Origin of the sequence: Mycobacterium montefiorense (genome assembly GCF_025823255.1) — a bacterium.
In the GTDB taxonomy this organism is placed as follows: domain Bacteria; phylum Actinomycetota; class Actinomycetes; order Mycobacteriales; family Mycobacteriaceae; genus Mycobacterium; species Mycobacterium montefiorense.
The window spans coordinates 527,087-548,346 of record NZ_JACKVL010000012.1 but is presented as its reverse complement, the minus strand read 5'-3'; the positions used below and the strand labels follow the sequence as shown (position 1 = coordinate 548,346).

The 21,260-nt window shown below is 65.2% G+C and carries 19 protein-coding genes and 2 pseudogenes; 8 read left to right on the top strand and 13 right to left on the bottom strand.

The features are described 5' to 3' along the window. From H7K34_RS12340 to H7K34_RS12320, 5 genes and pseudogenes are all read right to left on the bottom strand, one after another. Window positions 1–1,308 (bottom strand): LLM class flavin-dependent oxidoreductase, encoded by a 1,308-nt coding sequence (locus tag H7K34_RS12340; RefSeq protein WP_264062196.1) that lies wholly within the window; start codon window positions 1,306–1,308, stop codon window positions 1–3. Between the two features lie 18 nt (window positions 1,309–1,326). Then, window positions 1,327–3,023, bottom strand: a pseudogene (locus H7K34_RS12335) (FAD-binding protein). Between the two features lie 11 nt (window positions 3,024–3,034). Then, entirely contained in the window at window positions 3,035–3,952 is a 918-nt protein-coding gene (locus H7K34_RS12330) for a 3-carboxyethylcatechol 2,3-dioxygenase (protein ID WP_264062195.1), read from the bottom strand. Then, window positions 3,900–5,612, bottom strand: a complete 1,713-nt coding sequence (locus tag H7K34_RS12325; protein WP_264062194.1) for a bifunctional 3-(3-hydroxy-phenyl)propionate/3-hydroxycinnamic acid hydroxylase — start codon at window positions 5,610–5,612, stop codon at window positions 3,900–3,902. Before H7K34_RS12325 ends, H7K34_RS12330 begins: the two co-directional genes overlap by 53 nt. After that, complete coding sequence (locus H7K34_RS12320; protein WP_264062193.1) at window positions 5,612–6,475, bottom strand: alpha/beta fold hydrolase; 864 nt, start codon at window positions 6,473–6,475, stop codon at window positions 5,612–5,614. The genes H7K34_RS12325 and H7K34_RS12320 overlap by 1 nt, the downstream gene beginning before the upstream one ends. 127 nt (window positions 6,476–6,602) lie before the next feature. Here H7K34_RS12320 and H7K34_RS12315 point away from each other — a divergent pair, with 127 nt between their 5' ends. Together H7K34_RS12315 and H7K34_RS12310 are read left to right on the top strand one after the other, a co-directional pair. Further along, window positions 6,603–7,280: an IclR family transcriptional regulator gene (locus H7K34_RS12315; protein ID WP_264062192.1), complete on the top strand. Its 678-nt coding sequence runs from the start codon at window positions 6,603–6,605 to the stop codon at window positions 7,278–7,280. Window positions 7,281–7,294: 14 nt separating this feature from the next. Beyond that, window positions 7,295–8,908, top strand: coding sequence for an FAD-dependent oxidoreductase (locus H7K34_RS12310; protein ID WP_264062191.1), 1,614 nt, complete (start codon window positions 7,295–7,297; stop codon window positions 8,906–8,908). Window positions 8,909–8,912: 4 nt separating this feature from the next. Here H7K34_RS12310 and H7K34_RS12305 read toward each other — a convergent pair whose 3' ends face one another. Next, window positions 8,913–10,115, bottom strand: coding sequence for a sensor histidine kinase (locus tag H7K34_RS12305; RefSeq protein WP_264062190.1), 1,203 nt, complete (start codon window positions 10,113–10,115; stop codon window positions 8,913–8,915). Between the two features lie 113 nt (window positions 10,116–10,228). On the opposite strand from H7K34_RS12305, the gene H7K34_RS12300 reads away from it, so the two are divergent. After that, window positions 10,229–10,882 (top strand): response regulator, encoded by a 654-nt coding sequence (locus H7K34_RS12300; RefSeq protein ID WP_108925731.1) that lies wholly within the window; start codon window positions 10,229–10,231, stop codon window positions 10,880–10,882. On the opposite strand, the gene H7K34_RS12295 is transcribed toward H7K34_RS12300, so the two are convergent. The 3 genes and pseudogenes from H7K34_RS12295 to H7K34_RS12285 all read right to left on the bottom strand — a co-directional run bounded on the left by H7K34_RS12295 (window position 10,875) and on the right by H7K34_RS12285 (window position 13,437). Beyond that, on the bottom strand, window positions 10,875–11,774 hold the full coding sequence (locus tag H7K34_RS12295; protein ID WP_264062188.1) for a thiamine pyrophosphate-dependent enzyme: 900 nt from the start codon (window positions 11,772–11,774) through the stop codon (window positions 10,875–10,877). The genes H7K34_RS12300 and H7K34_RS12295 overlap by 8 nt on opposite strands. Before the next feature lie 126 nt (window positions 11,775–11,900). After that, entirely contained in the window at window positions 11,901–12,788 is an 888-nt protein-coding gene (gene meaB / locus H7K34_RS12290; protein ID WP_264062187.1) for a methylmalonyl Co-A mutase-associated GTPase MeaB, read from the bottom strand. A gap of 7 nt (window positions 12,789–12,795) precedes the next feature. Then, window positions 12,796–13,437 (bottom strand): annotated as a pseudogene (locus H7K34_RS12285) (thiolase family protein). A 186-nt stretch (window positions 13,438–13,623) separates the two neighbouring features. On the opposite strand from H7K34_RS12285, the gene H7K34_RS12280 reads away from it, so the two are divergent. Together H7K34_RS12280 and mbp1 are read left to right on the top strand one after the other, a co-directional pair. Then, window positions 13,624–14,496, top strand: coding sequence for a proline iminopeptidase-family hydrolase (locus tag H7K34_RS12280; protein ID WP_264062186.1), 873 nt, complete (start codon window positions 13,624–13,626; stop codon window positions 14,494–14,496). Between the two features lie 218 nt (window positions 14,497–14,714). Further along, window positions 14,715–14,957 (top strand): microaggregate-binding protein 1, encoded by a 243-nt coding sequence (gene mbp1, locus H7K34_RS12275; protein ID WP_108925728.1) that lies wholly within the window; start codon window positions 14,715–14,717, stop codon window positions 14,955–14,957. Window positions 14,958–14,993: 36 nt separating this feature from the next. Here mbp1 and H7K34_RS12270 read toward each other — a convergent pair whose 3' ends face one another. Genes H7K34_RS12270 through H7K34_RS12255 form a run of 4 tightly spaced genes read right to left on the bottom strand, consistent with a single transcriptional unit; the run spans window position 14,994 to window position 19,136 of the window. Then, a complete protein-coding gene (locus H7K34_RS12270) occupies window positions 14,994–15,761 on the bottom strand; it encodes an enoyl-CoA hydratase/isomerase family protein (protein WP_264062185.1) in 768 nt (255 codons plus the stop codon). A gap of 1 nt (window position 15,762) precedes the next feature. Continuing rightward, window positions 15,763–16,851: an acyl-CoA dehydrogenase family protein gene (locus H7K34_RS12265; RefSeq protein ID WP_264062184.1), complete on the bottom strand. Its 1,089-nt coding sequence runs from the start codon at window positions 16,849–16,851 to the stop codon at window positions 15,763–15,765. Continuing rightward, window positions 16,838–17,743, bottom strand: a complete 906-nt coding sequence (locus H7K34_RS12260; RefSeq protein WP_264062183.1) for an acyl-CoA dehydrogenase family protein — start codon at window positions 17,741–17,743, stop codon at window positions 16,838–16,840. Before H7K34_RS12260 ends, H7K34_RS12265 begins: the two co-directional genes overlap by 14 nt. Continuing rightward, window positions 17,721–19,136 carry a class I adenylate-forming enzyme family protein gene (locus H7K34_RS12255; protein WP_264062182.1) on the bottom strand — a complete coding sequence of 472 codons (1,416 nt, stop codon included), beginning with the start codon at window positions 19,134–19,136 and terminating at the stop codon, window positions 17,721–17,723. Before H7K34_RS12255 ends, H7K34_RS12260 begins: the two co-directional genes overlap by 23 nt. A gap of 169 nt (window positions 19,137–19,305) precedes the next feature. Between H7K34_RS12255 and H7K34_RS12250 the strand changes: the two genes are divergently transcribed. Genes H7K34_RS12250 through H7K34_RS12240 form a run of 3 tightly spaced genes read left to right on the top strand, consistent with a single transcriptional unit; the run spans window position 19,306 to window position 21,259 of the window. Then, on the top strand, window positions 19,306–19,608 hold the full coding sequence (locus H7K34_RS12250; RefSeq protein ID WP_264062180.1) for a 2Fe-2S iron-sulfur cluster-binding protein: 303 nt from the start codon (window positions 19,306–19,308) through the stop codon (window positions 19,606–19,608). A gap of 30 nt (window positions 19,609–19,638) precedes the next feature. Further along, window positions 19,639–19,953, top strand: a complete 315-nt coding sequence (locus tag H7K34_RS12245; RefSeq protein WP_264062452.1) for a DUF4286 family protein — start codon at window positions 19,639–19,641, stop codon at window positions 19,951–19,953. Between the two features lie 40 nt (window positions 19,954–19,993). Beyond that, window positions 19,994–21,259 carry an amidohydrolase family protein gene (locus H7K34_RS12240; protein WP_264062179.1) on the top strand — a complete coding sequence of 422 codons (1,266 nt, stop codon included), beginning with the start codon at window positions 19,994–19,996 and terminating at the stop codon, window positions 21,257–21,259. Window position 21,260: the final 1 nt, after the last annotated feature.

Below are 21,260 nucleotides of genomic sequence, written 5' to 3'. Positions count from 1 at the left end.
CTACTTCTTGTTCTGTTCTTCCTTTGCCCGCTGCGCTGCCTGGACGCGACCCTCGTTGATCTCCGCCATGGCCTCGGGGATCTCGCTGGCAGTGAACTTACCGCCACGACCGGTGGGCAGGCCGCCAAAGGAGTAGTTCTCATCGAATTTCGGTGCGGTCGACTTGGGCCGCCGCGCCTCGACCTTCTCGATGACGGGCGCCAGGCGCTTGGCTTTCTCCGCCACCGCCTTCTTGTCGCGCTCGATGAACTCGGGCAGCACCTCTTTGCCCATCAGCTCGATGGACTCCATGCTGCCCTCGTGGCTGCGCGGATTGAGCAGCAGGATGATCTCGTCGACGCCGCTCTCCTCGTAGCCGCGCAGGAACTCGCGCACGGTGGCCGGGGATCCGATCGCGCCACGGCCGGGCCCATAGGCCAACGTCGGGTCTTTTTCCACCTCTTCGAGGTAGCGCTTCCACACTCCGGTCCGCCCGGGGGTGTGCACGCCGGTCATGTAGTAGTGCATGATGCCGAACGAAAAGAATCCGCCACCCTGGCCGAGGCGTTGCAGAGCCTGCTCGTCGGTCCTGGCGACCATCATCGACAGGTCACCGCCGATGGCCAGGATGTTCGGGTTGATCTGCGGCGTGACCGGCACGCCGTTTTCCTCGAATTCCTTGTAGTAACCGTTGACCCGCTCGGTCAGCGGACCGGGGCCGGTGTAAGCGAAACTCAAAGCACCGATGGCTTTTTGGGCAGCCATCTGCACGCTGGCCGGCCTGGTGCAGGCAACCCAGACGGGGGGATGCGGCTTCTGTAGCGGCTTGGGCACCACGTTGCGGGCCGGCATCTGGACGTGTTGGCCTTCGAACCCGGAAAAGGGCTCTTCGACCATGCAGCGGATCGAGACCTCGAGCGCCTCTTCCCACTGCGCGCGTTTGTCAGCGGGATCGATGTTGAACCCGCCCAGCTCACCGACGGAGGAGGATTCGCCGGTGCCGAACTCGACGCGTCCGTTGGACAGCAAGTCAAGGGTGGCAATGCGTTCGGCTACCCGCGCGGGGTGATTCACCAACGGCGGCAGGTGCATGATGCCGAATCCGAGCCGGATGTTCTTGGTCCGCTGGCTGGCCGCGGCCAGGAATATCTCCGGCGCGGTGGAATGGCAGTACTCCTCGAGGAAGTGATGCTCGGTCAGCCAGACGGTGGAGAATCCCGCCTTGTCGGCGGCTTCCACCTCGTCCAGGCAGTCCTGCAACATGACGTGCTCGTCCTCCGGTACCCACGGGCGTGGCAGGGCGAACTCGTAGAACAGTGAAATTTTCATTGTTACCTCCTCAAGAGATTAGGCCTGGCTGGCAAGGTGTTTCGCGGCGACAAAGCCGAAGGTCATGGCGGGACCGATGGTCGCTCCGGCGCCCGCGTAGCTGCGGCCCATCACCGGCGCGGAGGTGTTTCCCACCGCATACAGGCCGGGGACGACGGTGCCGTCGGGACGTACCACTCGGGCGTATTCGTCGGTCAGCAGGCCACCCGAGGTTCCGAGATCGCCGAGAACGATTCGGAACGCGTAGTAGGGCGGGTCACCCAGCGGATACAGATTGGGGTTGGGCAGGGTCGGATCGCCGTAATAGTTGTCGTAAACGCTGTCCCCTCGGTTGAAATCGTCGTCGTGACCCTTGCGCGCGAGTTCGTTGAAACGAGCCGCGGTTGCCCGAAGTTCGGTTGCCGGGACGCCGATCTTTGCGGCCATTTCGTCCCAACTGGTCGCCGCCTTCACCACGCCGGATTCCAGCCAGGCCGACGGAACCTTGCGGCCGGTGGGCACCGGGGCGCCGGGGATTTTCGGGATCGGCAGGTGGCCGCCGACGACGTAGCGGTTGAAGGATCGGTGATCGGTGATCAGCCAGCACGGGATGTGGGTGACCCCGGATTGCTGCCCGTCGATCATGGCGTGGCCGAAGTCCATGTACGGGGCGGCCTCGTTGATGAAGCGCTTGCCGTCGCCGTTGACGATGAATTGGGCCGGCATCATCCGCTCGTTCAGCATGAATTGCATTCGGCCGTCCGGCCATTGGATGGCCGGGAACCACCATGCCTCGTCCAGAAGATCGGTTGCGGCGCCCACCTTTTGGCCCGCACGGATGCCGTCGCCCATCGCGGCCGGATTGCCGAAGCTCCAGTCCTGGTCCACGACTGGGAGCTGCTCTTTGCGCCAGGCAAGGTCATGATCGAAGCCGCCAGAAGCCAGGATGACACCTCGGCGCGCGCCGATGCGCTGCTTGGCACCGTCGCGTTCGAGCACCGCTCCGGTCACCGATCCTCCTGCGTCGGTGACTAACTCGGTCATCGGCGCGTCCAGCCACAGCGGGATGTCGCTCTCGCGCATCGCCAGCCGCAGCCGGGCGGCCAGCGACTGCCCGATTGCGGCCATCCGCTCATCGAGGACTCTCGCCTTGACCATTCGCCAGATCAGTTTCAGTAGTACGCCCTTACCGGCCCACGACTGCCTGATCCGATAGAAGATCCGAAGGTCTTTGGGGCCCAGCCAGATTCCCCGCGGAGCAAGCGCCAGTGGCGCCAGCAACGTCTTCTCGTCGGCGCCCAGCTTCCGCAGATCGATGGCCGGCACGTTGATGGTGCTACCGAGTTCCGAGCCGCCGGGCAGCTCCGGGTAGTAATCGGCATAGCCGGGCTTCCAGACGAATTCGAACCATCCCGAAAGCTCTTCGAGAAACTCCAGCATCTGGGGGGCCGACTCGACGTACTGCCGGATGCGCGCCTCGCTGACCAGACCCTGGTGATCTTGAGCAGGTATTCGACCACGCCCTCGGGATCCGGACAGTAGCCGCCCCGGCGTTGCGAGGGCGCGCCAGGTACCCAGATGCCGCCCCCGGACAAGGCGGTGGAACCGCCGAAGTGGGAGGACTTTTCGACCACCAACGTGTCCAGCCCGGACGCATGCGCCGTCAGGGCCGCAGCCATGCCGCCACCGCCGGACCCGACGACCAACACGTCGACGACGTGATCGAAGCCGTTCATCTCCGCGCCGGTCATGTCGGCATCGCGGTCCTGATCGCGAAGCCGGCGATCAATTCTTCGGCCGGCTTGTAGTAGCGCAACGCCGTCTGATACTCGCCTGCGGTTTCCAGCGCGGCGAAAGCCGCTATCCACGTACGCACTTCGTGCGCGGAGGTACCGCCCTCGTAGAGCACGAACGAGTTCGACCAGAGGTCGAACGCGGTGAGTCGGCCGTTGTCGATGATCTCCAGGAAGCGGTGGTCCCACGCCGGGTTGAGAGGTTGCAGGTCACTCTCGCCACCGGCGAAGGCCTTGGCCGCCTCGATGACAGCGGCCTGCCTGGCCTGCCGCTGCTCGCGCGTCATCGGCCGGCCCTGCACGATCCGCTCCAGGACCGCTTCAGGCGCGGTCGCCAATGTCGGCACCGGAGGGCTATGCGAGAGTCCACCGGATCCGATCACCAGGACCCGCTTATCCAACGTGGCCAGAAAGGTGCCCACGGCCGCACCCAGCGCCCGGCACCGATGCAGCGGTCCCAGCGGCACCGCGACCGCATTGATGAAGACCGGTATCACCGGCCGCGAGAGTGCGTCCCCGAACAGCTTCTCCAGCGGCTGGACGGTCCCGTGGTCCACGTCCATGCTGGCCGACACCGCAATGTCGATGCCCGCCTCGAGCACGGCTTCCGCACACTGCGAGGCCACGTCCGTCGGAACATCCAGCGGACCGGCATGCGTCCCGTAATCACCAACTCCGTTGGCGTTCAAGCCGATACAGAAAGGAGGCATCGCCTTGTAGAAGAACCCGTTGTAATGATCCGGAGAAAAGATGGCCACGAGCTCGGGATCGTAATCGCGAACGAATTCCCGAGCCTGCGCGATCGCGCCTTCGATATCGTCAAGCAGGTCCGGCGACGGCCCCGGAAGATTCAGGAGCGGGCTGTGGGACATACAGCACAGAGCCATTGCCACTGTCGACATCACCCCCTCCCGGGATGAGCGTGAGGGCGTCCAGCAGTGATGCGCTGAGCTCGGGGGAGAGCTGGGCGATACAGGCACCCGCGATGCAGCGATCGGGACGCAGGAACACCACCGATTCGGAGTGCACATCGAACCAGGACTTGAGCCCGCCGGTGCGATCGCCCACGACGATGACATCCGGATCGTCGTGCCCAGGCCAGTTCAGCTGAGTCAGCGGCCGCAGCGCGACAAACCGTGCGCCCAGCGCTTTCCACTTCCCAAAGGCCTCGTCGCCGAGAATCTTGCGCGGGTTGTTGTTCCAGCACAGCACGGCGAACCACGGGCCCAGCACATCGTCCAACAGGACATCTTGCTGAGCGCGGGTATCGACCCGTGGCTGAATGAACAGGGTGCCGACGGGCGATTCGGTCCGCTGCCCAGCCGAGTGCACGACTGCCCCGTGCTCGTAGCGGGGCATCGGCTTGAACCGCATCTCGAGCACGTATCGCTTGAGCGTGGGCACAATTGAGGCCGACCGCACCAGCAGGTCGCGTGCGGTGGCGACTCGACGGTTGGTCGGCGAGATGACCCGGCCCACCATGGTGGATAGGTCGATCATGGCCCGCGCGTGCTTACGGCGCTCCATGTCGTAGCTGTCCAGCAATTTGTCGCCGGCCCGGCCGTTGACCACGGCGGCCAGCTTCCAGCCCAGGTTCGCCGCATCCCGGATACCGCTGTTGTAGCCCTGCCCCTGCCACACCGGCATCAGGTGCGCGGCATCGCCGGCCAGCAGCAGCCGGCCGCTGCGGAACGCCCCGGCGATTCGCGAGTGGTGGGTGTACACGCGGCGCCGGATCACGTCGACCCGGTCGGGACGGGGCACCATGCGGGCCAGCATCCGCTCCAGGAAGGCGGGGTCCTCTGCCTGCTCGTCGGTCTCGTCGGCGTGAATCATGAACTCGAAGCGGCGAATTCCGTGCGCGATCGAAATCGACGCGTACGGACGTTCGGGGTCGGCACCGACCTCACTGTTCGGATGGCCCAGCGGATCATTTGCGATGTCGACCACCAGCCAGCGCGTCGACGACGTCGTCCCGTCGAAAGACACCCCCATCATCCGGCGCGTCATGCTGCGGCCGCCGTCGCAGCCGACGACGTAGCGGGCCCGCACCGTGCTGGGATCCGCCTTGCCGCCAAGCTCGACCGTGACCGCGTCGGCGGTTTCCTCGCAAGTCGTCATCGGGTGGCCCCAGCGCACCTCGACGCAGTCGAATCTGTCTAGACCGGCCAGTAATTCGGCGTCGACGAGCGGTTGGACGAATCCGTTGCGCTTCGGCCAACCGAAACGCGCATCGGGCGGGGCCATTTCGGCAAGCACCCGGCGCTTGCCGTCGAAGAAACGCAGAATCTGGTTAGGAACCGTGTGCGGCAGGACGCGCTCGACCAGGCCGATCGACTGGAAGGTGCGCAACGACTCGTCGTCCAGGCCGACCCCGCGCGGGTAGTCGATCAGCGTGTCTCTTTCGTCGACCAATAGCGTTCGGACACCTTGCTGGCCAAGGATATTGGCCAGGGTCAGACCGACCGGACCGGCGCCGACGATGACTACGTCGACATCGAGTCCTGGTGTCTGGTGCCCGTCGGTTCCCATCAGCGGCCTAGCAGGAAGTCGAGATGCAGTTGGTTGAAGGTCTTGGCGTCCTCGTACTGCGGCCAGTGGCCGCAACCGGGCATCACCTCGAACCGGGCGCCCGGAATCATCGACGCCATGCGGCGTCCCTCGGTCACGTCGGCGGTGGGGTCGTCACTGGTCCACAACACCAGCGTCGGCGCGACGATCGACCCGTATTCGTCCGGGCCGAGGATGTTGCGGGCCCGAATCTCGGGGTCCTGCAATGCCATGATGTCGCTCATCGCGGAGACGAATCCCGGTTGGCGATACACCCGTTGGCGACTGGCGACCAGGTCGTCGTAGCCCCTGGACTTGTCGGCCATCAGCCACTTGATCCGCGCCTGCACGGTCTCCCAGGTCGGGTCCTCGGCGGCGGCCATGGACAGCGTGATGATCCGTTGCATCACCACTGGATCGGCCTGGGAGCCGCCGGCGGTGTTAAGGACCAGTCGCTCAACCACATCCGGGTGGTCGACCGCGGTACGGGCGGCCACCCAGCCGCCGAGCGATTCGCCGCTGATGAATGCGCGCTCGACCCCGATGGTGCGCAGCACAGCCATCAGGTGCTCGACGTAGTGGCTGACTTCCAGCGGGTGGCCCGGCTTGTCGGTGTACCCATGCCCCAGCATGTCGATCGACCAGGTCCAGAAATGCTCGGCGTGCGCGCCTAGATTGCGCACGTAAGCCTCGGCGTGGCCGCCGGATCCGTGCAGCAGCATCAGTACCGGCTTACCGGGATCGCCGGCGCGCAGGTAACGGGTCTTGACTCCCCCGGCGTTGAGATAGCCCTGCTCAAACGCGACACCCTGAAGATCGCTCCAGATGCTCTCGAACTCGGCCACGGTTCCTCTCTGCCTACTACTGGTGGAAATCTTGTTCTCGTTTTAGACTTACCTGATTTGCGAATATCGCACACTAGCGTGCGTTATATATTAGAGCTTCGCTCTCGCTTGGAGGTATGTCAAGGCTGTGACGGGTTCGGGCACCGGCTCGCAGACGCTGGCCAGGGGAATCACCGCGCTGCAAATGGTGGCGGACTCCCCCACCGGGTTGACCGTGCAGCAGCTCGCCGACCAGGTCGGGGTGCACCGCACCATCGCCTATCGGCTGCTGTCGACGTTGGCCCAGTTCCGCTTGGTGGCCAAGGGCGAAGACGGGCGTTACCGGCCGGCCGCCGGGCTCGCGGTGCTCGGCGCGTCGTTCGACCGCAATGTGCGCCAACTGAGTCTGCCGACGTTGCGCACCCTGGCCGACGATCTGGGCACCACGGTGTCGTTGCTCATCGCCGAGGGCGATCAACAGGTCGCGATCGCGGTGATTGTGCCGAGCCACGTCGCCTACCAACTGTCCTTCCACGAAGGCAGCCGGTACCCGCTGGACCGCGGCGCCGCCGGAATCGCCCTGCTCGCAAGCCTTCCGCCACGCCCGGGCGAGCGGGACCTGGTGTCGCGAGCACGCGAGCGCGGCTGGGTGACGACCTACGGAGAGATCGAACCGAATACCTACGGCCTGGCTGTGTCGGTCCACCGCCCGGCACCGTCTCCGCCGACATGCATCAACCTCATCTCCCACCGGGAAGACGTCGTGCTGCGCGGCAGGGATGCGGTCGTCAAAGCCGCGAACCAGTTGTCCGAGCTGCTGAGCTGAAGGGATAGCCGTTGATGTCTTGGGACTCCGAGGCCGATGTCGTCGTGCTCGGCACCGGCGGGGCCGGCCTGACCGCCGCACTGTCCGCGGTGTCTGCCGGCGCCTCCGTCGAGGTGTTTGAGAAGGCCCCGACCGTCGGCGGCACCACCGCGGTGTCGGGTGGCGTCGTGTGGATCCCCGCCCATAATCGTTCTCCCGACGGCGAATTGACTCAAGACGCCGCGCTGCAGTACCTTCGCGCGCAGTCCGTGGGCACCATGGACGACGCGCTGGTCGAAACGTTCGTGCGGACCGGCCCGGCCATGCTGGAATTCGTCGAGGGGCATAGCGGCCTACATTTCGGGATCGCGGCCGGCTTCCCCGACTACCGGCCAGAGCTGCCGGGCGGCCAGCCGACCGGAGGCCGGTCGCTGAGCGCGGGGCCGTTCGACCTGAACCAAATCGGTGAGTGGGGCGACCGGATCACCTCATTTCCCGCCGACTGGTCCAACGTCGGTTTCGATGCCGAAACCCGGGCACGCCTGCACGCGGCGATCGAGGAGGGCAGCGACCTGTGCGTCGCAGGCACCGCGCTAATTGCGGGGCTACTCAAGGGATTACTCGACGCCGGGGTGACACCGCACACCAACGCCCGGGCCGAGGAACTCGTTGCCGAAGACGGCGAAATCGTCGGGGTGCGCATCGCGATGTCCGGACAGCGCATCAACGTGCGAGCGCGCCGTGGAGTCGTTTTGGGTGTCGGCGGATTCGAATGGGATCCGGGCTTGGCACAGGCGTTCCTTCGCGGGCCGATGCACGGTGCGGTCTCGCCGCCGAACAACACCGGTGACGGGCTGCGCATGGCGATGGCGCACGGTGCTGATCTGGCGAACATGAGCGAAGCGTGGTGGGTGCCGGTCGTACAAATCCCCGGCGACACCATCGAAGGCCAACAGCGCAGCCGCAGCGTGCGGTTGGAGCGAACTCGGCCGCGGAGCATTATTGTCAACCTGGCCGGGCACCGATTCGTCAACGAGGCCTGCGATTACAACTCGATGGCCGGCGCGTTCCACTACCTGGATCCTCGGGGCGGATACGTCAACGATCGCGGATGGATGGTCTTCGATTCAGTTCACTTGCAGCGCTATGGATTTCTGGGCATCGCGCCCGGTGAGCCGGTTCCGGACTGGTTCTGCGAGTCCGCGGACCTGAGCGAACTGGGTGCCAAGACCGGTATCGATGCCGAAGGCCTGATCCGCACGATCGACGAGTGGAACCGCCACGTGGCGAAGGACGCCGACCCCGACTTCGGCCGCGGTTCCAGTGCGTACGACGGCTATTGGGGCGACGACAGCGCCAGCACCACGGCCGGGAAGACACTCGGCCCAATTGACACCGCGCCGTATTACGCGGTTCCAGTGTGTATCGGCGCGATGGGCACCAAGGGCGGGCCGCGCACCGACCACGACGGCCGGGTGCTCCACGTCAGCGGGGAACCTATTCCGGGCCTGTTCGCTGCGGGCAACACGATGGCCGGCGCGACCGGACGTGCCTATGGCGGTGCAGGTGGAACCATTGGTCCGGCAATGGTTTTCGGATATCGTGCGGGTTACGCTGCCGCCACCGGTAAGTCGGTCGACCTGCAATAGCTGTTCACGACTTCAGCGGCACTTCCACGCAGATGTGGGTGCCCACCGCGGTGTCGAGGAAAACGAACACGCCGCCGGCGGCGTCCACCCGGGCGCGATGCGACGCCAGACCGATGTGGCCCTCCCCCAACCGGCGTGCCATGGTCTCGGTATTGAATCCCGCCCCGTCGTCGATCACATGCAAAACACATCTGTGGTCGGTGACCCCCAGCTTGATCGATGCCCGGCGGGCGTGCGAGTGCTGCACGACGTTCGACACCAATTCCCGAACCACACCGAACACGATCGGGTCGATCTCATCGCGGTTCGGGTAATCGATCTCGGTGGAGATCTGGATGCCCGAGCGCTGTGCCGAATCCGAGGCCAACTGATGCACCGCTGCCGCCAGCCCAACCTGTTCGAGCACGGCCGGGTGTAGCTCGAAAGTCGCCTGCCGCAGGCTGTGTGACGCGACTTGCAGACCGGCCAGCGCGCGCTCGACGCGCTCGTCACCCGGGAGCGTGGTCTCCAACTCGACGAGTTCGTGACGCACCGCCAGGATGTCTTGCAGCGGTCCGTCGTGAATGGACTCCGAAATCCGGCGCTGCAACACATCCGACGCCGTCATCGTCTGAGCAAGCAATTCCTCGCGCAGCACGCTCAGGCCGGCGACCGAGCGCGTATGCCGATCTGCGATACGGACCGCCATGTATGCAGTGGCACATAGGAACCCGTACAGCACAAAGCGAAAAGCGGCCTCGAACACCCCGATCGAGCGCAGCATCTCCGGGTCCTGGAGCACCGCGATCGCGAACCCCACCATGGAGAAGATCAGCACCAGCGCGGCGCGGCGCGAAGAGACGTCAAGGCCCAACAGGATGGGCAGCATGGTCATGATCAACAAGGGATAGACCGCACCAGTGGACAGCAGCTGGAAGACGGTCAAGGCAATGACGTCGATGATGGTGAAAGCAACTGGTTCCAGCGCCCCCAGCGCAACCCATTGACGAAACGGGAAAAATGCGAGCGCCGCGGCGCACAGTGCGATGACCGCGTACACCGCGATCAGTACACTCTGCTGCAGCCACTCGGACCGGCTGGTGCCGATCATCATGGCGGCGACCATCAACCCAACTACGCCGATCCGAACCACAGACGCGATTCGATACGAGCGCAGTTGGTGAATCCCGCGTACCCGATGCAACTCTGCATCGCTGGTATCCGCCACGCGAACACAGTATTCATCTGTACTCGCCACTCTGGGGCTAAATGGCAAAACCCGCATCAGGTTGTCCCCAATAGCAATCTGCGCAGGTACGGCGAACCGCTAGACTGTCCGCCATGGCCGGCGCAGCAACGCCCGAGAAGGTCCGCGTCGTTGTCGGCGATGATCACCCGCTGTTCCGGGAAGGCGTGGTACGAGCCCTGGCTCTCAGCGGCGAGGTAAACGTCGTCGGCGAGGCGGATGACGGCACCCAAGCGCTGGAACTGATCAAGGAGCACCTTCCCGACGTCGCATTGCTCGACTTCCGGATGCCCGGCATGGATGGCGCTCAGGTAGCCGCGGCGGTGCGAAGTAACGATCTGCCCACCCGCGTCCTGCTGCTGTCGGCGCATGACGAGGCCGCGATCGTGTATCAAGCGCTGCAGCAAGGTGCAGCCGGCTTTCTGCTCAAGGACTCGACGCGCACCGAGATCGTCAAAGCGGTGCTCGATTGCGCGAACGGAAACGACGTGGTGGCACCCTCGCTTGCCGGCGGGCTTGCCGCACAGATTCGGCAGCGAGCGGAGCCGACGGCTCCTGTCCTCAGCGCCCGGGAGCGCGAGGTGCTCAATCGGATCGCTCGCGGTCAAAGCATCCCCGCGATCGCAGGCGAGCTGTTCGTCGCACCCTCCACGGTCAAAACGCATGTCCAGCGGTTATACGAGAAACTCGGAGTCAGCGATCGCGCAGCTGCTGTCGCCGAGGCAATGCGGCAAGGTCTACTCAGCTAGCGGCAGGCCACACCTCCGGCTCCCGAATCGGCGCCGGCTGGTCATCCCACAGGATGACCTTCGCGAAGACCTCAGCCTCGGCGACCAGGTGACGGGCTCGGCGCTCCACCTCGTAGAGGTGGGCGGCACTGACGCCGGCGTCAATCAGCCGCTCCCTTTCCAGAACCAGTGGGCCCACCCAGACGACACCATCCTCGCGCTGGGTCATCGCGTGAACCAGAACCGGACCTCCGCCCGCGCTCGCGCATCGCACGGCGCCGGCGACCGAATCACGAACCACCGCAACGTCGTTGCCATCGATAGAAATCACTGGCAACCCGTGACACTCGCTTACGTTGGCTTCCTCACGCGCATTCTCGACAACGAACACCACCGGAAGCTGCCAGGACAGGGCGATGTGCGCGGCCTCGGCGAAGTCTGCCGATTTCGCGTCACGACTTTCCATGACACACACCGTGACCCCGCCATCGTCCATCAGTTGCTTACCGTAGGCGTGCCCGACGGCCAGCAGCGGTGACTGCTGCAAAGTACTTGAGAGAGAACACAACCCACGAACAGAAGCCACGAACGGGGCTTCCTCGTCGCCGTCAGGACCGAAATCCGGGCTGCTGAGCGCCGCGATGGCCGGGCCCAGCGGCAGCGCGCAACTGATCTGCTGGGCGTGCTGCATGTGGATGATGGCGGTGGTCATGAAGTCGCCGGGACGAAGTGCCGCGGCGGTGCCGATTGCCACCGCCTCTTGGCCGAGCGCGGCCTGAACGGGTTGGTTGAGCCGACCGTCGATACGCATCTCCTCCACTGCCATGTCGAGCAGGCGCAAGACCCACATTTGGCGGTACAGCTCCAGTTGCTCACGCAACCATGCCGCTGACAGTTCGGGTGTGCGAGTCATGTTCGGTGGCTCCTAACTCGTCGTGGATACGAGAGTTAAGTTATGCGGGTGGCGCTGGGCCAACCTCCGCCGATCGGGTCGCAATCCAGATGAATTCCGTTCCCCCCGATTGGGGGACAAGCGACCTCAATCCCTGCCCTGACCTGCGCCTAACAGCAGCTGCGCGGCCGCCGAATACGGGTCGGCCTGGCCGTCGACCACCGATTCCGCGAGCCGGTCAAGATCCGGCTGGCTGCGCAGCTGGGTTTGGGCCAGCGAAAGGATTTGCGCGCGGGCGCGAGTCACCCGGCGCTCACGGCTGTCGGTGCGGTGATGGTCGTCGATGGCGGCGACGAGATCGGCGACACCATCGCCCCGCGCGGCGATGAGGCTGACGATCGGGGCCTTGGTCTCGGCGCGCAGGTCCCGCACGGTCTGTTCGGCACCGTCCCGGTCGGCCTTGTTGACCGCCACGATGTCGGCAACCTCCAGCACGCCCGCTTTGGCGGCCTGGATCGCATCACCCGCACCGGGGTTGAGGATGACGATGGTGGGGTCGGCTACCGCGGCAATCTCGATCTCCGACTGCCCCACCCCGACGGTTTCCAGCAGCACCATGTCGTAACCGATCGCACCCAGCAAACGGATGGCCGCAGGCACCGCGGCGGCCAGACCCCCGAGATGACCGCGGCTTGCCACCGAACGAATCAGCACGTCAGAGTCGTTGATATGGGCGGCCATTCGAATTCGGTCACCCAGCAGCGCGCCGCCGCTGAATGGCGACGACGGGTCCACGGCCAGCACGGCCACCCGGCAGCCACGCTCGCGGTAGGCACCGACGAGCGCCGCGACCGTTGTCGACTTTCCTGCGCCGGGCGGTCCGGTGACACCGACGACACGCACCCGCAGCGCGCTTGCGGGACCAATGCTGGCCAGCACCTCGTCGCGACGTTCGCCTTCGACGAGGCTGAGCAGCCGACCCGCCGCGCGCGGAGATCCGTTGCGCGCTCCGGCAATTAGGTCGGCGATCGTCATGGACACATTATGGAGCCGGGACCTCGATGACCGTTGCGGAACCCATGCCGCCGCCGGCACACATGGCGGCGACACCGATTCCGCCGCCACGCCGCCGCAGTTCGTGCACCAGGGTGACCAGCATCCTGGCTCCGGTGGCCGCCACCGGATGTCCGAGACCGCAGCCGCTACCGCTGACGTTCACCTTCTCGGGATCGAGTTCGAGCATCTTGATGGTCGCCACGCACATCGCCGCGAACGCCTCGTTGATTTCGAACAGGTCCACATCGGAGATCGAAATACCGGCACGGACAAGGGCTTTCGGTATCGCATCGACGGGCGCCAGACCGGTGATCGCCGGGTCGACGCCGACCGACGCCCAGGACCGTACGGTGGCCAGCGCGGCGCGCACGCTGGCCGCCGCGCTCTGCACCGCCGCCTGCCCGGCCGCGCAATGCCGATTGTTGGCCAGACCGGGTACGTGGGACAGCCCCGCCGTAGAGCCCCTCACCCAGGATCACGTCGTCGACCTGCGCCGGATCCAGGTCTGTGGCCGCCTCGGAAACGACGTGGTGTGCGAGGTCGAACGCGCTGGTGTCGCGCAGCGTTCCCTTCCGGGCGGTGCCGATCGGGGTGCGCGCAGCGCGGACACGATGACAGCTTCAGGCACGGGTTTCTCCAGTTCAGCCAGCGCGGTGCGAAACGTCGAGAGTCTGCCCCACGTTCATGAGAACACTATTCTCTCATTTCGAGAGTCTCAGTTGCAAGATGATCCGCCGCCGCCCGGCTCAACGCCGGACTCACCGACTACGATTTCGTGCCACTGCTCATCAGAGGTAGGAGGCGGCGACCAGCCATGACTCAGTCGGAGGGGACCATCGCGGTCCCGGGCGGGAATGTTTGGTTCAAGCGCGTCGGCGGTGGGCCTGGTCGTCCGCTGCTTGCCATTCACGGCGGGCCCGGCGTACCGCACAACTACTTGCTTTCGCTTGAACGTTTGGCCAACGAGCGCGAAGTCATCTTCTGGGATCAGCTTGGCTGCGGAAATTCCGAGTGCCCGTCGAACCCTGACCTTTGGACGATCCAGCGTTCGGTCGCCGAAATGGACACCGTCATTCAGGCTCTTGGCTTACAGCGCTTCCATCTGTTCGGCAACTCGTGGGGTGGCATGCTGGCGCAGCAGTACGTACTCGACATCCCGTCGACCGCGGCCAGCGTGACCATCTCCAACAGCATCGCGTCCATACCCGCGTTTGCCGGCATGGTGGAACGGCTGAAGCGCGATCTCGACCCGGCCACCCAGTCCGCCATTGACCGCCATGAAGCCGCCGGTACGACGTACTCACCCGAATACCACGACGCGATCCGCACCTGGAACGAGACGTATCTGTGCCGGGTACGCCCGTGGCCGCGCGATCTCGAGGAGGCATTCATGCGCATGGGAGCCGAGAGTTTCGAAACGTTGTTCGGCCCCAGCGACTTTCACATCGTCGGGACCATTCGCAGCTGGGATGTGTTCGACCGATTGAGCGAGATCGCACTGCCCACCCTCGTGATCGCGGGCAGGTACGACGAATGCGCCCACGAGCACATGTGGGAAATGCATCAGCGGATCGCGGACTCGCGGTTCGAGTTGTTCGAGTCGAGTTCGCACATGCCTTTCATCGAGGAGCCGCAGCGCTTCGACGACGTGATGCGGGACTTCTTGCGGCACCACGACGACGGCTGAACTTCCTGGATTTCACCCGGCGATCGTCGCGGCTGCCGCGACACACCCACCCGACACGCCGAGCGCCGGGGAGTCACGGCCAGTCACACGGCCGCAGCGGTGCAGGCAGACGCCCACAGTGACCGACCCCACACCGGTGTCATCGGTTTAGACGTTGCTGCGCCGGACTCGTTGGGTACGGGTCAAAGGACCGACAACTTCACGATAGGAGTTCCAGCATGAGTGAGCGCGACAATGGACTCGTGGAAGGCATCAAGGGCGTCATCGAGGACGCGATCGGGAAGACCAAAGAGATCGTCGGCATCCTGATCAATCACGAGAGTCTCCGCAAGGAAGGCCGCGCCCAGCAGGACAAGGCGAAGGCACAACGCGATGTGGCCAAAAAAGAGGCTCAGGCCGAGGCAGCGCGCGGTGCCGCGAAGACAGCCGAGGCCCGCGAGAAGGCCGCGGCAAAGAGCTAGTCACTCCCCGTCGAAGAACTGGGCCGCGAGTGCGGCTCAGTTCTTCGACGCGTTGAACTTGGCGACGTTGGCCCGGAAGTCCTCGGTCATAAACGACTGACTCTCGGCCGAGAGGGCGTAGTCGAGGCTGGCGAGTACCGCGCGCTCGAGATGAATGTTGAGCACCCGCTTGGTGCTCTCGACAGCCTGCTGAGGTAGCTCCAAAATCCTTTTGGCGCAGGCGATTGCCTCGGCCACGGGGTGGGCCGCCACGTGGTTGGCCAGTCCCAGTTCGACGGCGCGAGGGGCTTTGATCCGGGCACCGGTCAGCGCGTATTCCTTGGCCAGCAGCAGGCTGATGTGCAGCGGCCAGGTCAGCGGCCCGCCGTCGGCGGCCACCAAGCCCACCTGTACATGCGGATCGGCTAGGTAGGCGTCTTCGGCGATGTAGACGATGTCGCTCAGCGCAACCAGGCTGCAGCCCAGACCGACCGCGGGGCCATTCACGGCTGCTACCACCGGAATTCGGCACCGCGCCATGCCCAGCACGATCTCGCGCCCATCCCGGATGGTCTTGGCCCGCAGGTCGGCGTCGTTCGCAAGTTCCTCGAGATAGCCGAAATCGCCGCCGGCCGAGAATGCTCTGCCGGCACCGGTGATCACCGCCGCGCGGGCGGTGGGATCATCGGTCAACCGCTGCCAGATCCGTGCCAACCCGGAGTGCAGATCGTCGTTGACCGAGTTCAGCGAATCCGGCCGGTTCAGCGTGATGATCCGTAGTGCACCGTCGGCACGCACGTCGATTTCAGCAGGCATGTCGTACACGTCAGACTCCCAATCCCAGGATTCGCGAAGCGATGATGTTCTTCTGTATCTGTGATGTCCCACCCATGACGCTCTGCGCACGGCTGTACAGGTAGGCGCTGAGCAGATCTGGATCACGGGTCCCGGTGACCGCCAATGCGGCGTGCCCCACCGATTGTTCGACCCAGGTCATCAGCAACTTGTCCAGCGAGCCTTCCGACCCGTGCGACACCCCATCCAGCTGTTCGGACAACCGCCGACGCACGTGATGCGTCAGCATGTCCGACTGAACCGCGGCCCAGGCCAGATCTTCGGACACCTCGCCGTCGTTGCGTGCCAACAGTTCTCGGACAAGCTTGCCGTATCGCGCGGCGTAGCCGAGGGTGGAGGGCTCGCGTTCGTGTCCGACGACGGTCATCGCCACGGCCCAACCGTCACCGGGTGCACCCACCATCCGGTCGGCCGGCACCGTGGCGCCGTCGAAGAATACTTGGCCGAATTCATTGGTGACGCCGTTCATCATCTGTAGCGGATGTTGTTGCACCCCAGTCTGTTTCATGTCGAGCACGAATGCCGACAGGCCACGATGCCGCTTGGCATCGGGATCGGTGCGGGCCAGCAGCAGACAGTAATCGGCGACGTCGGAGTAGCTGGTCCAGATCTTGTGTCCGTGCACGACGTAGTTGTCGCCGTCCCGGGTGGCGGTGGTGGTCAGCGACGCCAGATCCGAGCCGGCACCTGGTTCGCTGAAGCCCTGGCACCAGCGTTCGGTGCCGTTGATAATGCCGGGCAGGAAGCGTTTCCGGAGCTCGTCGCCGCCATGCGCGCCGATGCCGTACACCAGATAGCCGACGCTGGGGCGCGGCGGGGCGCCGGCGCGTACCAGCTCCTCGTCGACGATGACGTCGTACACCGGCGCCAGGTCCTGGCCACCCCAATCGCGTGGCCAGGACAAGCCGGAAAAGCCGTTCTCGTACAGGGCTCGATGCCAGTCGGCCATGCGCGCCCAGTACTCGTCGCCGGAGCCGGAGAATTCCTTGGCATGCTCCGAAAGCCAGGTGCGCAGCCGCTCCCGGAACGCCGCCTCGTCAGGTGAGTCACGAAAGTCCAAGATCGATCTCCTTCAACGTGACGGGCCACAGCTCTGTCGATGTCAGGGCGCGGCGCAAGTAGACATGCGCGATGCACTCCCAGGTATTGCCGATACCGCCGTGTACCTGAACCGAGGTCTCGCACACGGTTCGGGTGGCACGTGCGCAGTAGACCTTGGCGATTTGGGCGGCTCGGATGGCGTGCGCGGCTTCAAGTTCGTCGACACCCCACGCGGCATGCCGCAGCACGCTGACCGAACCTTCAATCAGGGCAAGGCTTTCGGCCAGCAGGTGAGCGATGGCTTGATACGAACCGATCTGCTTGCCGTACTGCTCGCGGATCTTCGCGTAGTCGCAGGCGACGGCCTGTGCGCCCCGGGCGATTCCGACCAGGTCCGCCGATGTGGTGACCAGCGCCAGCGCGTACCACCGGGCCGCCGCCTCGTCGGGCAGCTCTCCGAGTGTCTCAGGAGATCCCCCCAATTCGGCTTCGGCTCTGGTTAAGTCGGCACCGTCGCGCACGGCCCCCAGCTCCGTGGCCAGCGCCGTGTTGCCGGACAGCGACAAGGCACGCCGGGCACCGCGCGCGTCGACCGCGCGGTCATCCACAGCAACCGTCGCCGCGTCGGCATCGGCACCGACGCGGTGTGCCAGGTCGTCGGCCAGCACCGGGCCGAGGAACGGCGTATCGACAAGCCGGCGGCCGAATTCCTCGGCGACGATCGCGACTTCGACGCCGGATGCCCCGTCCGAGCGCAGCGACCTGAAGCCCGTCGCCGCAATCTGCTTGTCCAGACGTGCGATTCGACTGTCGTCGGCGAGGTCCGCAACCGTGGCTGGACCCAGATCATCGGCCAGCTTCGCAGCGGCATCACGCAACTGTTGCTGTTCAGCTGTCAGACGTACATCCATAGCGCTCCTTCAGCACTCGGCGCACCACCTTGCCCGACGGCAGGCGAGGAATATCAGACACGAACACGACCCGGCTCAGGTGTTTGTAGGAGGCCAGCCTCTCGTCCACCCGGGCGGTGAGGTCGGCGGCGACCGCTTCCATATCGCCGGGAGCCTCAGTGGCGACCGCGGCAACGACGGCTTCACCGTTGATCCCGTCCGGAACTCCAAACACAGCACAGTCTTTGACGGCAGGATGACCGTGCAACACCGTCTCGATTTCGGCTGGCGCGACTTGAAACCCGCGCACCTTGATCATCTCTTTGAGGCGGTCGGTGATCCGCAGCCAATTGTCGGCGTCGAGGCACCCGACGTCACCGGTGCGATACCAGCCGTCGCACATCGCCTCACCGGTCGCCTCGGCCGGGAGATAACCGGCCATCAGCGAGGTCGACCGTGCCTGGATCTCGCCGACCTCCCCCGGGCCGACCGGCCGGCCGGTCTGCAGCGAGATGACCCGCAGCTGGACCCCCGGCACCGGGCGCCCAACAGTATCGAGCCGCGGCTTGTCCGGCGGATTGCAGGCGATCACAGGCAGTTCCGTGGTGCCGTAGGCCGGAACCCAGCCGACGCCGGTGCGCCGGGTGACGGTCTCGGCGACGCTGGCGCTGACCGGCGTCGCTCCCCACATGATGAAGCGCAGCGACGACAGATCGTATGACTCCAGCGTCGGGTGTGCGGCGATAGCCATCGCGATGGGTGCGACCGCCATTTCGATTGTGATGCGGTCTTTTTCGATGTGATGCAGCATCCGGTCGATGTCGAAGCGTGGATGTAGCCGCAGCCGGGCGCCGGTGCGCAGCGCCGTCACGATGTTGAGCAGGCCCAGGATGTGCGACGGCGGAGTGGCGACCTGAATCCGGTCTCGCCGGGTGAGTTGCAGCGCGCCGCGCCAGTGCCGCACGGCATCGGCCAGGGCGGCGTGGGTGTGCCGGACGGCCTTCGGTAAACCGGTGGTGCCCGAGCTGAACACCAGCACCGCATCGGCGCGCGGCAACCGCGACATCGGAATCTGCTCCACGGGAGCGACCGGGTCGTCGAGGTGCAGCATCGGCATCAGCCCGGCCAGCACCGGATGGTCCCCGACCGCGTGGCTGGCGCTGGTCAGCGCCAGCGCGTGGTCGACCTCGTCGTGCTTCCAGGCGGGGCTGATCAGCACTGCCGTGGCACCGAGGCGCCAGATACCCAGCAGGACGGCGACGAACTCCGGACGGTTGGAGGACATGATGGCAACCCGCTGGCCCGCGACGACGCCGCTTTTGCGCAGGGCCGCGGCCAGACTGTTGGCTAGCGTGTCGAGCTGAGGCAGGCTGAATTGCCGTTCCTCGAACACGAGCGCAGCCGGCTCGGTCACGTCCTGTCCTTCCCCGCAGGCCAGGCTGACCCGACATCGGCGCAGTAGAGAAGATGCTATCGCTTAGTGAGAAGAGTATTCTCTATACTGAAGAACGCAAGTACGGGCGGGGCGCCCACGATGGGACCAGCGCGCGGCGGTCACCGCGACAATCGAGGAGACTCCAAGGGTGGCAGATCCCACATCAAACGGTGCCGAACCCGGCACGGTGACGATTTACCTGGACCGCAAGAAGGCAACGGTGCCCCTGGTTGCCGGCGAGACGCTCCTGGAGTGTGCCCGCCGGGCGGGGCTGGATCCGCCGTTCAACTGCGAGGCCGGCAACTGTGGCACGTGCATGGCCCGCCTTGAGAGCGGGCACGCGACGATGCGAATTAACGACGCTCTCGACGACGACGAAGTGGAAGACGGCTACATTCTGACGTGCCAGGGCGTACCCGATACGGATTCCGTCACGGTGCGCTACGAATAGTCACGAAAGAGGTGGCTCCAAATGTCCAAGATGGCCAAGGGCATCATCCTCGTGGAGAGTCGGCCCAGTTCGCCCGAACGCGACCAGGAGTACAACACCTGGTACGACGAAGTCCATTTGCCTGAACTTGTGGCCCTCGACGGATTCGTCTCGGCGCGACGGCTGCGTCCGGTCAACGGCGAGGGGCCATACGTCGCCATCTACGAAATCGAAGGCGACAACCTGCAGGCCGTGCTGGACAACATGATCGCCAACGCCGGCCAGCTGACCATGTCCGATGCATTGCTGCTGGATCCCGCGCCGATCCCCCGACTGCTGGAAACGACGACCGAGTGCGACGGGTAGCCGAATTCGGCTGCGCCGCTGTGTGGGAGAGGAAAGCTTGATGGATGTCGACGACCTGATCCTGGTAAGCATTGACGACCACGTGGTCGAGCCGCCGGACATGTTCCTGCGTCACGTGCCCGCCAAGTACAAGCCCGAGGCCCCGATCGTCGTGGTTGACGACAAGGGCGTCGACCAGTGGATGTACCAGGGCAGGCCGCAGGGCGTGAGTGGACTGAACGCCGTGGTGTCGTGGCCGGCCGAGGAATGGGGCCGCGATCCCGCCGGTTTCGCCGAAATGCGGCCTGGCGTCTACGACGTTCACGAACGCGTTCGCGATATGGACCGCAACGGCATCCTCGCGTCGATGTGCTTCCCGACGTTCACCGGGTTCTCGGCTCGTCACCTCAATATGCACCGCGAGGAGGCGACGCTGGTGATGGTGTCGGCCTACAACGACTGGCACATCGACGAGTGGGCCGGTTCCTACCCAGACCGGTTCATCCCCATCGCCATTCTGCCGACGTGGAATCCGGAGGCCATGAGCGCCGAGATCCGCCGGGTAGCCGCCAAGGGCTGCCGGGCGGTCACCATGCCGGAACTACCTCACCTGGAAGGACTTCCGAGCTACCACGACGACGACTACTGGGGCCCGGTATTCCGCACCCTGTCCGAAGAGAACGTGGTGATGTGTCTGCACATCGGCACCGGATTCGGCGCGATCAGCATGGCCCCCAACGCACCGATCGACAACATGATCATTCTGGCGACACAGGTGTCGGCAATGTGTGCGCAGGATCTGCTGTGGGGCCCCGCGATGCGCAGCTACCCCGATCTGAAGTTCGCCTTCTCCGAAGGCGGCATCGGCTGGATTCCGTTCTACCTGGACCGCAGCGACCGCCACTACACGAACCAGAAGTGGCTGCGCCGCGACTTCGGCGACAAGCTGCCCAGCGACGTCTTCCGCGAGCACTCGCTGGCCTGCTACGTCACCGACAAGACTTCGTTGAAGCTGCGCCACGAGATCGGCATCGACATCATCGCCTGGGAGTGCGACTACCCGCACTCGGACTGCTTCTGGCCCGACGCGCCCGAGCAGGTGCTGGCCGAGCTGAACGGCGCCGGCGCCGACGACTCCGACATCAACAAGATCACCTGGGGCAACGCCTGCCGATTCTTCGGCTGGGATCCGTTCGCACGCACACCGCGTGAGCAAGCAACCGTTAAAGCCCTGCGTGCCAACGCGACTGACGTGGATGTATCCATCCGGCCGCGTGCCGAGTGGCCACAGCTCTACCAGCAGAAGCAAGCCGCCGCAGTGCGGTAGC

What these genes read in the sequence shown, in the direction of transcription:
- H7K34_RS12340 (WP_264062196.1), bottom strand. Translation starts at nt 1,308, where the DNA reads ATGAAAATTTCACTGTTCTACGAGTTCGCCCTGCCACGCCCGTGGGTA.
- H7K34_RS12330 (WP_264062195.1), bottom strand. Translation starts at nt 3,952, where the DNA reads ATGTCCCACAGCCCGCTCCTGAATCTTCCGGGGCCGTCGCCGGACCTG.
- H7K34_RS12325 (WP_264062194.1), bottom strand. Translation starts at nt 5,612, where the DNA reads ATGGGAACCGACGGGCACCAGACACCAGGACTCGATGTCGACGTAGTC.
- H7K34_RS12310 (WP_264062191.1), top strand. Translation starts at nt 7,295, where the DNA reads ATGTCTTGGGACTCCGAGGCCGATGTCGTCGTGCTCGGCACCGGCGGG.
- H7K34_RS12300 (WP_108925731.1), top strand. Translation starts at nt 10,229, where the DNA reads ATGGCCGGCGCAGCAACGCCCGAGAAGGTCCGCGTCGTTGTCGGCGAT.
- H7K34_RS12295 (WP_264062188.1), bottom strand. Translation starts at nt 11,774, where the DNA reads ATGACTCGCACACCCGAACTGTCAGCGGCATGGTTGCGTGAGCAACTG.
- meaB (WP_264062187.1), bottom strand. Translation starts at nt 12,788, where the DNA reads ATGACGATCGCCGACCTAATTGCCGGAGCGCGCAACGGATCTCCGCGC.
- H7K34_RS12280 (WP_264062186.1), top strand. Translation starts at nt 13,624, where the DNA reads ATGACTCAGTCGGAGGGGACCATCGCGGTCCCGGGCGGGAATGTTTGG.
- mbp1 (WP_108925728.1), top strand. Translation starts at nt 14,715, where the DNA reads ATGAGTGAGCGCGACAATGGACTCGTGGAAGGCATCAAGGGCGTCATC.
- H7K34_RS12260 (WP_264062183.1), bottom strand. Translation starts at nt 17,743, where the DNA reads ATGGATGTACGTCTGACAGCTGAACAGCAACAGTTGCGTGATGCCGCT.
- H7K34_RS12245 (WP_264062452.1), top strand. Translation starts at nt 19,639, where the DNA reads ATGGCCAAGGGCATCATCCTCGTGGAGAGTCGGCCCAGTTCGCCCGAA.
- H7K34_RS12240 (WP_264062179.1), top strand. Translation starts at nt 19,994, where the DNA reads ATGGATGTCGACGACCTGATCCTGGTAAGCATTGACGACCACGTGGTC.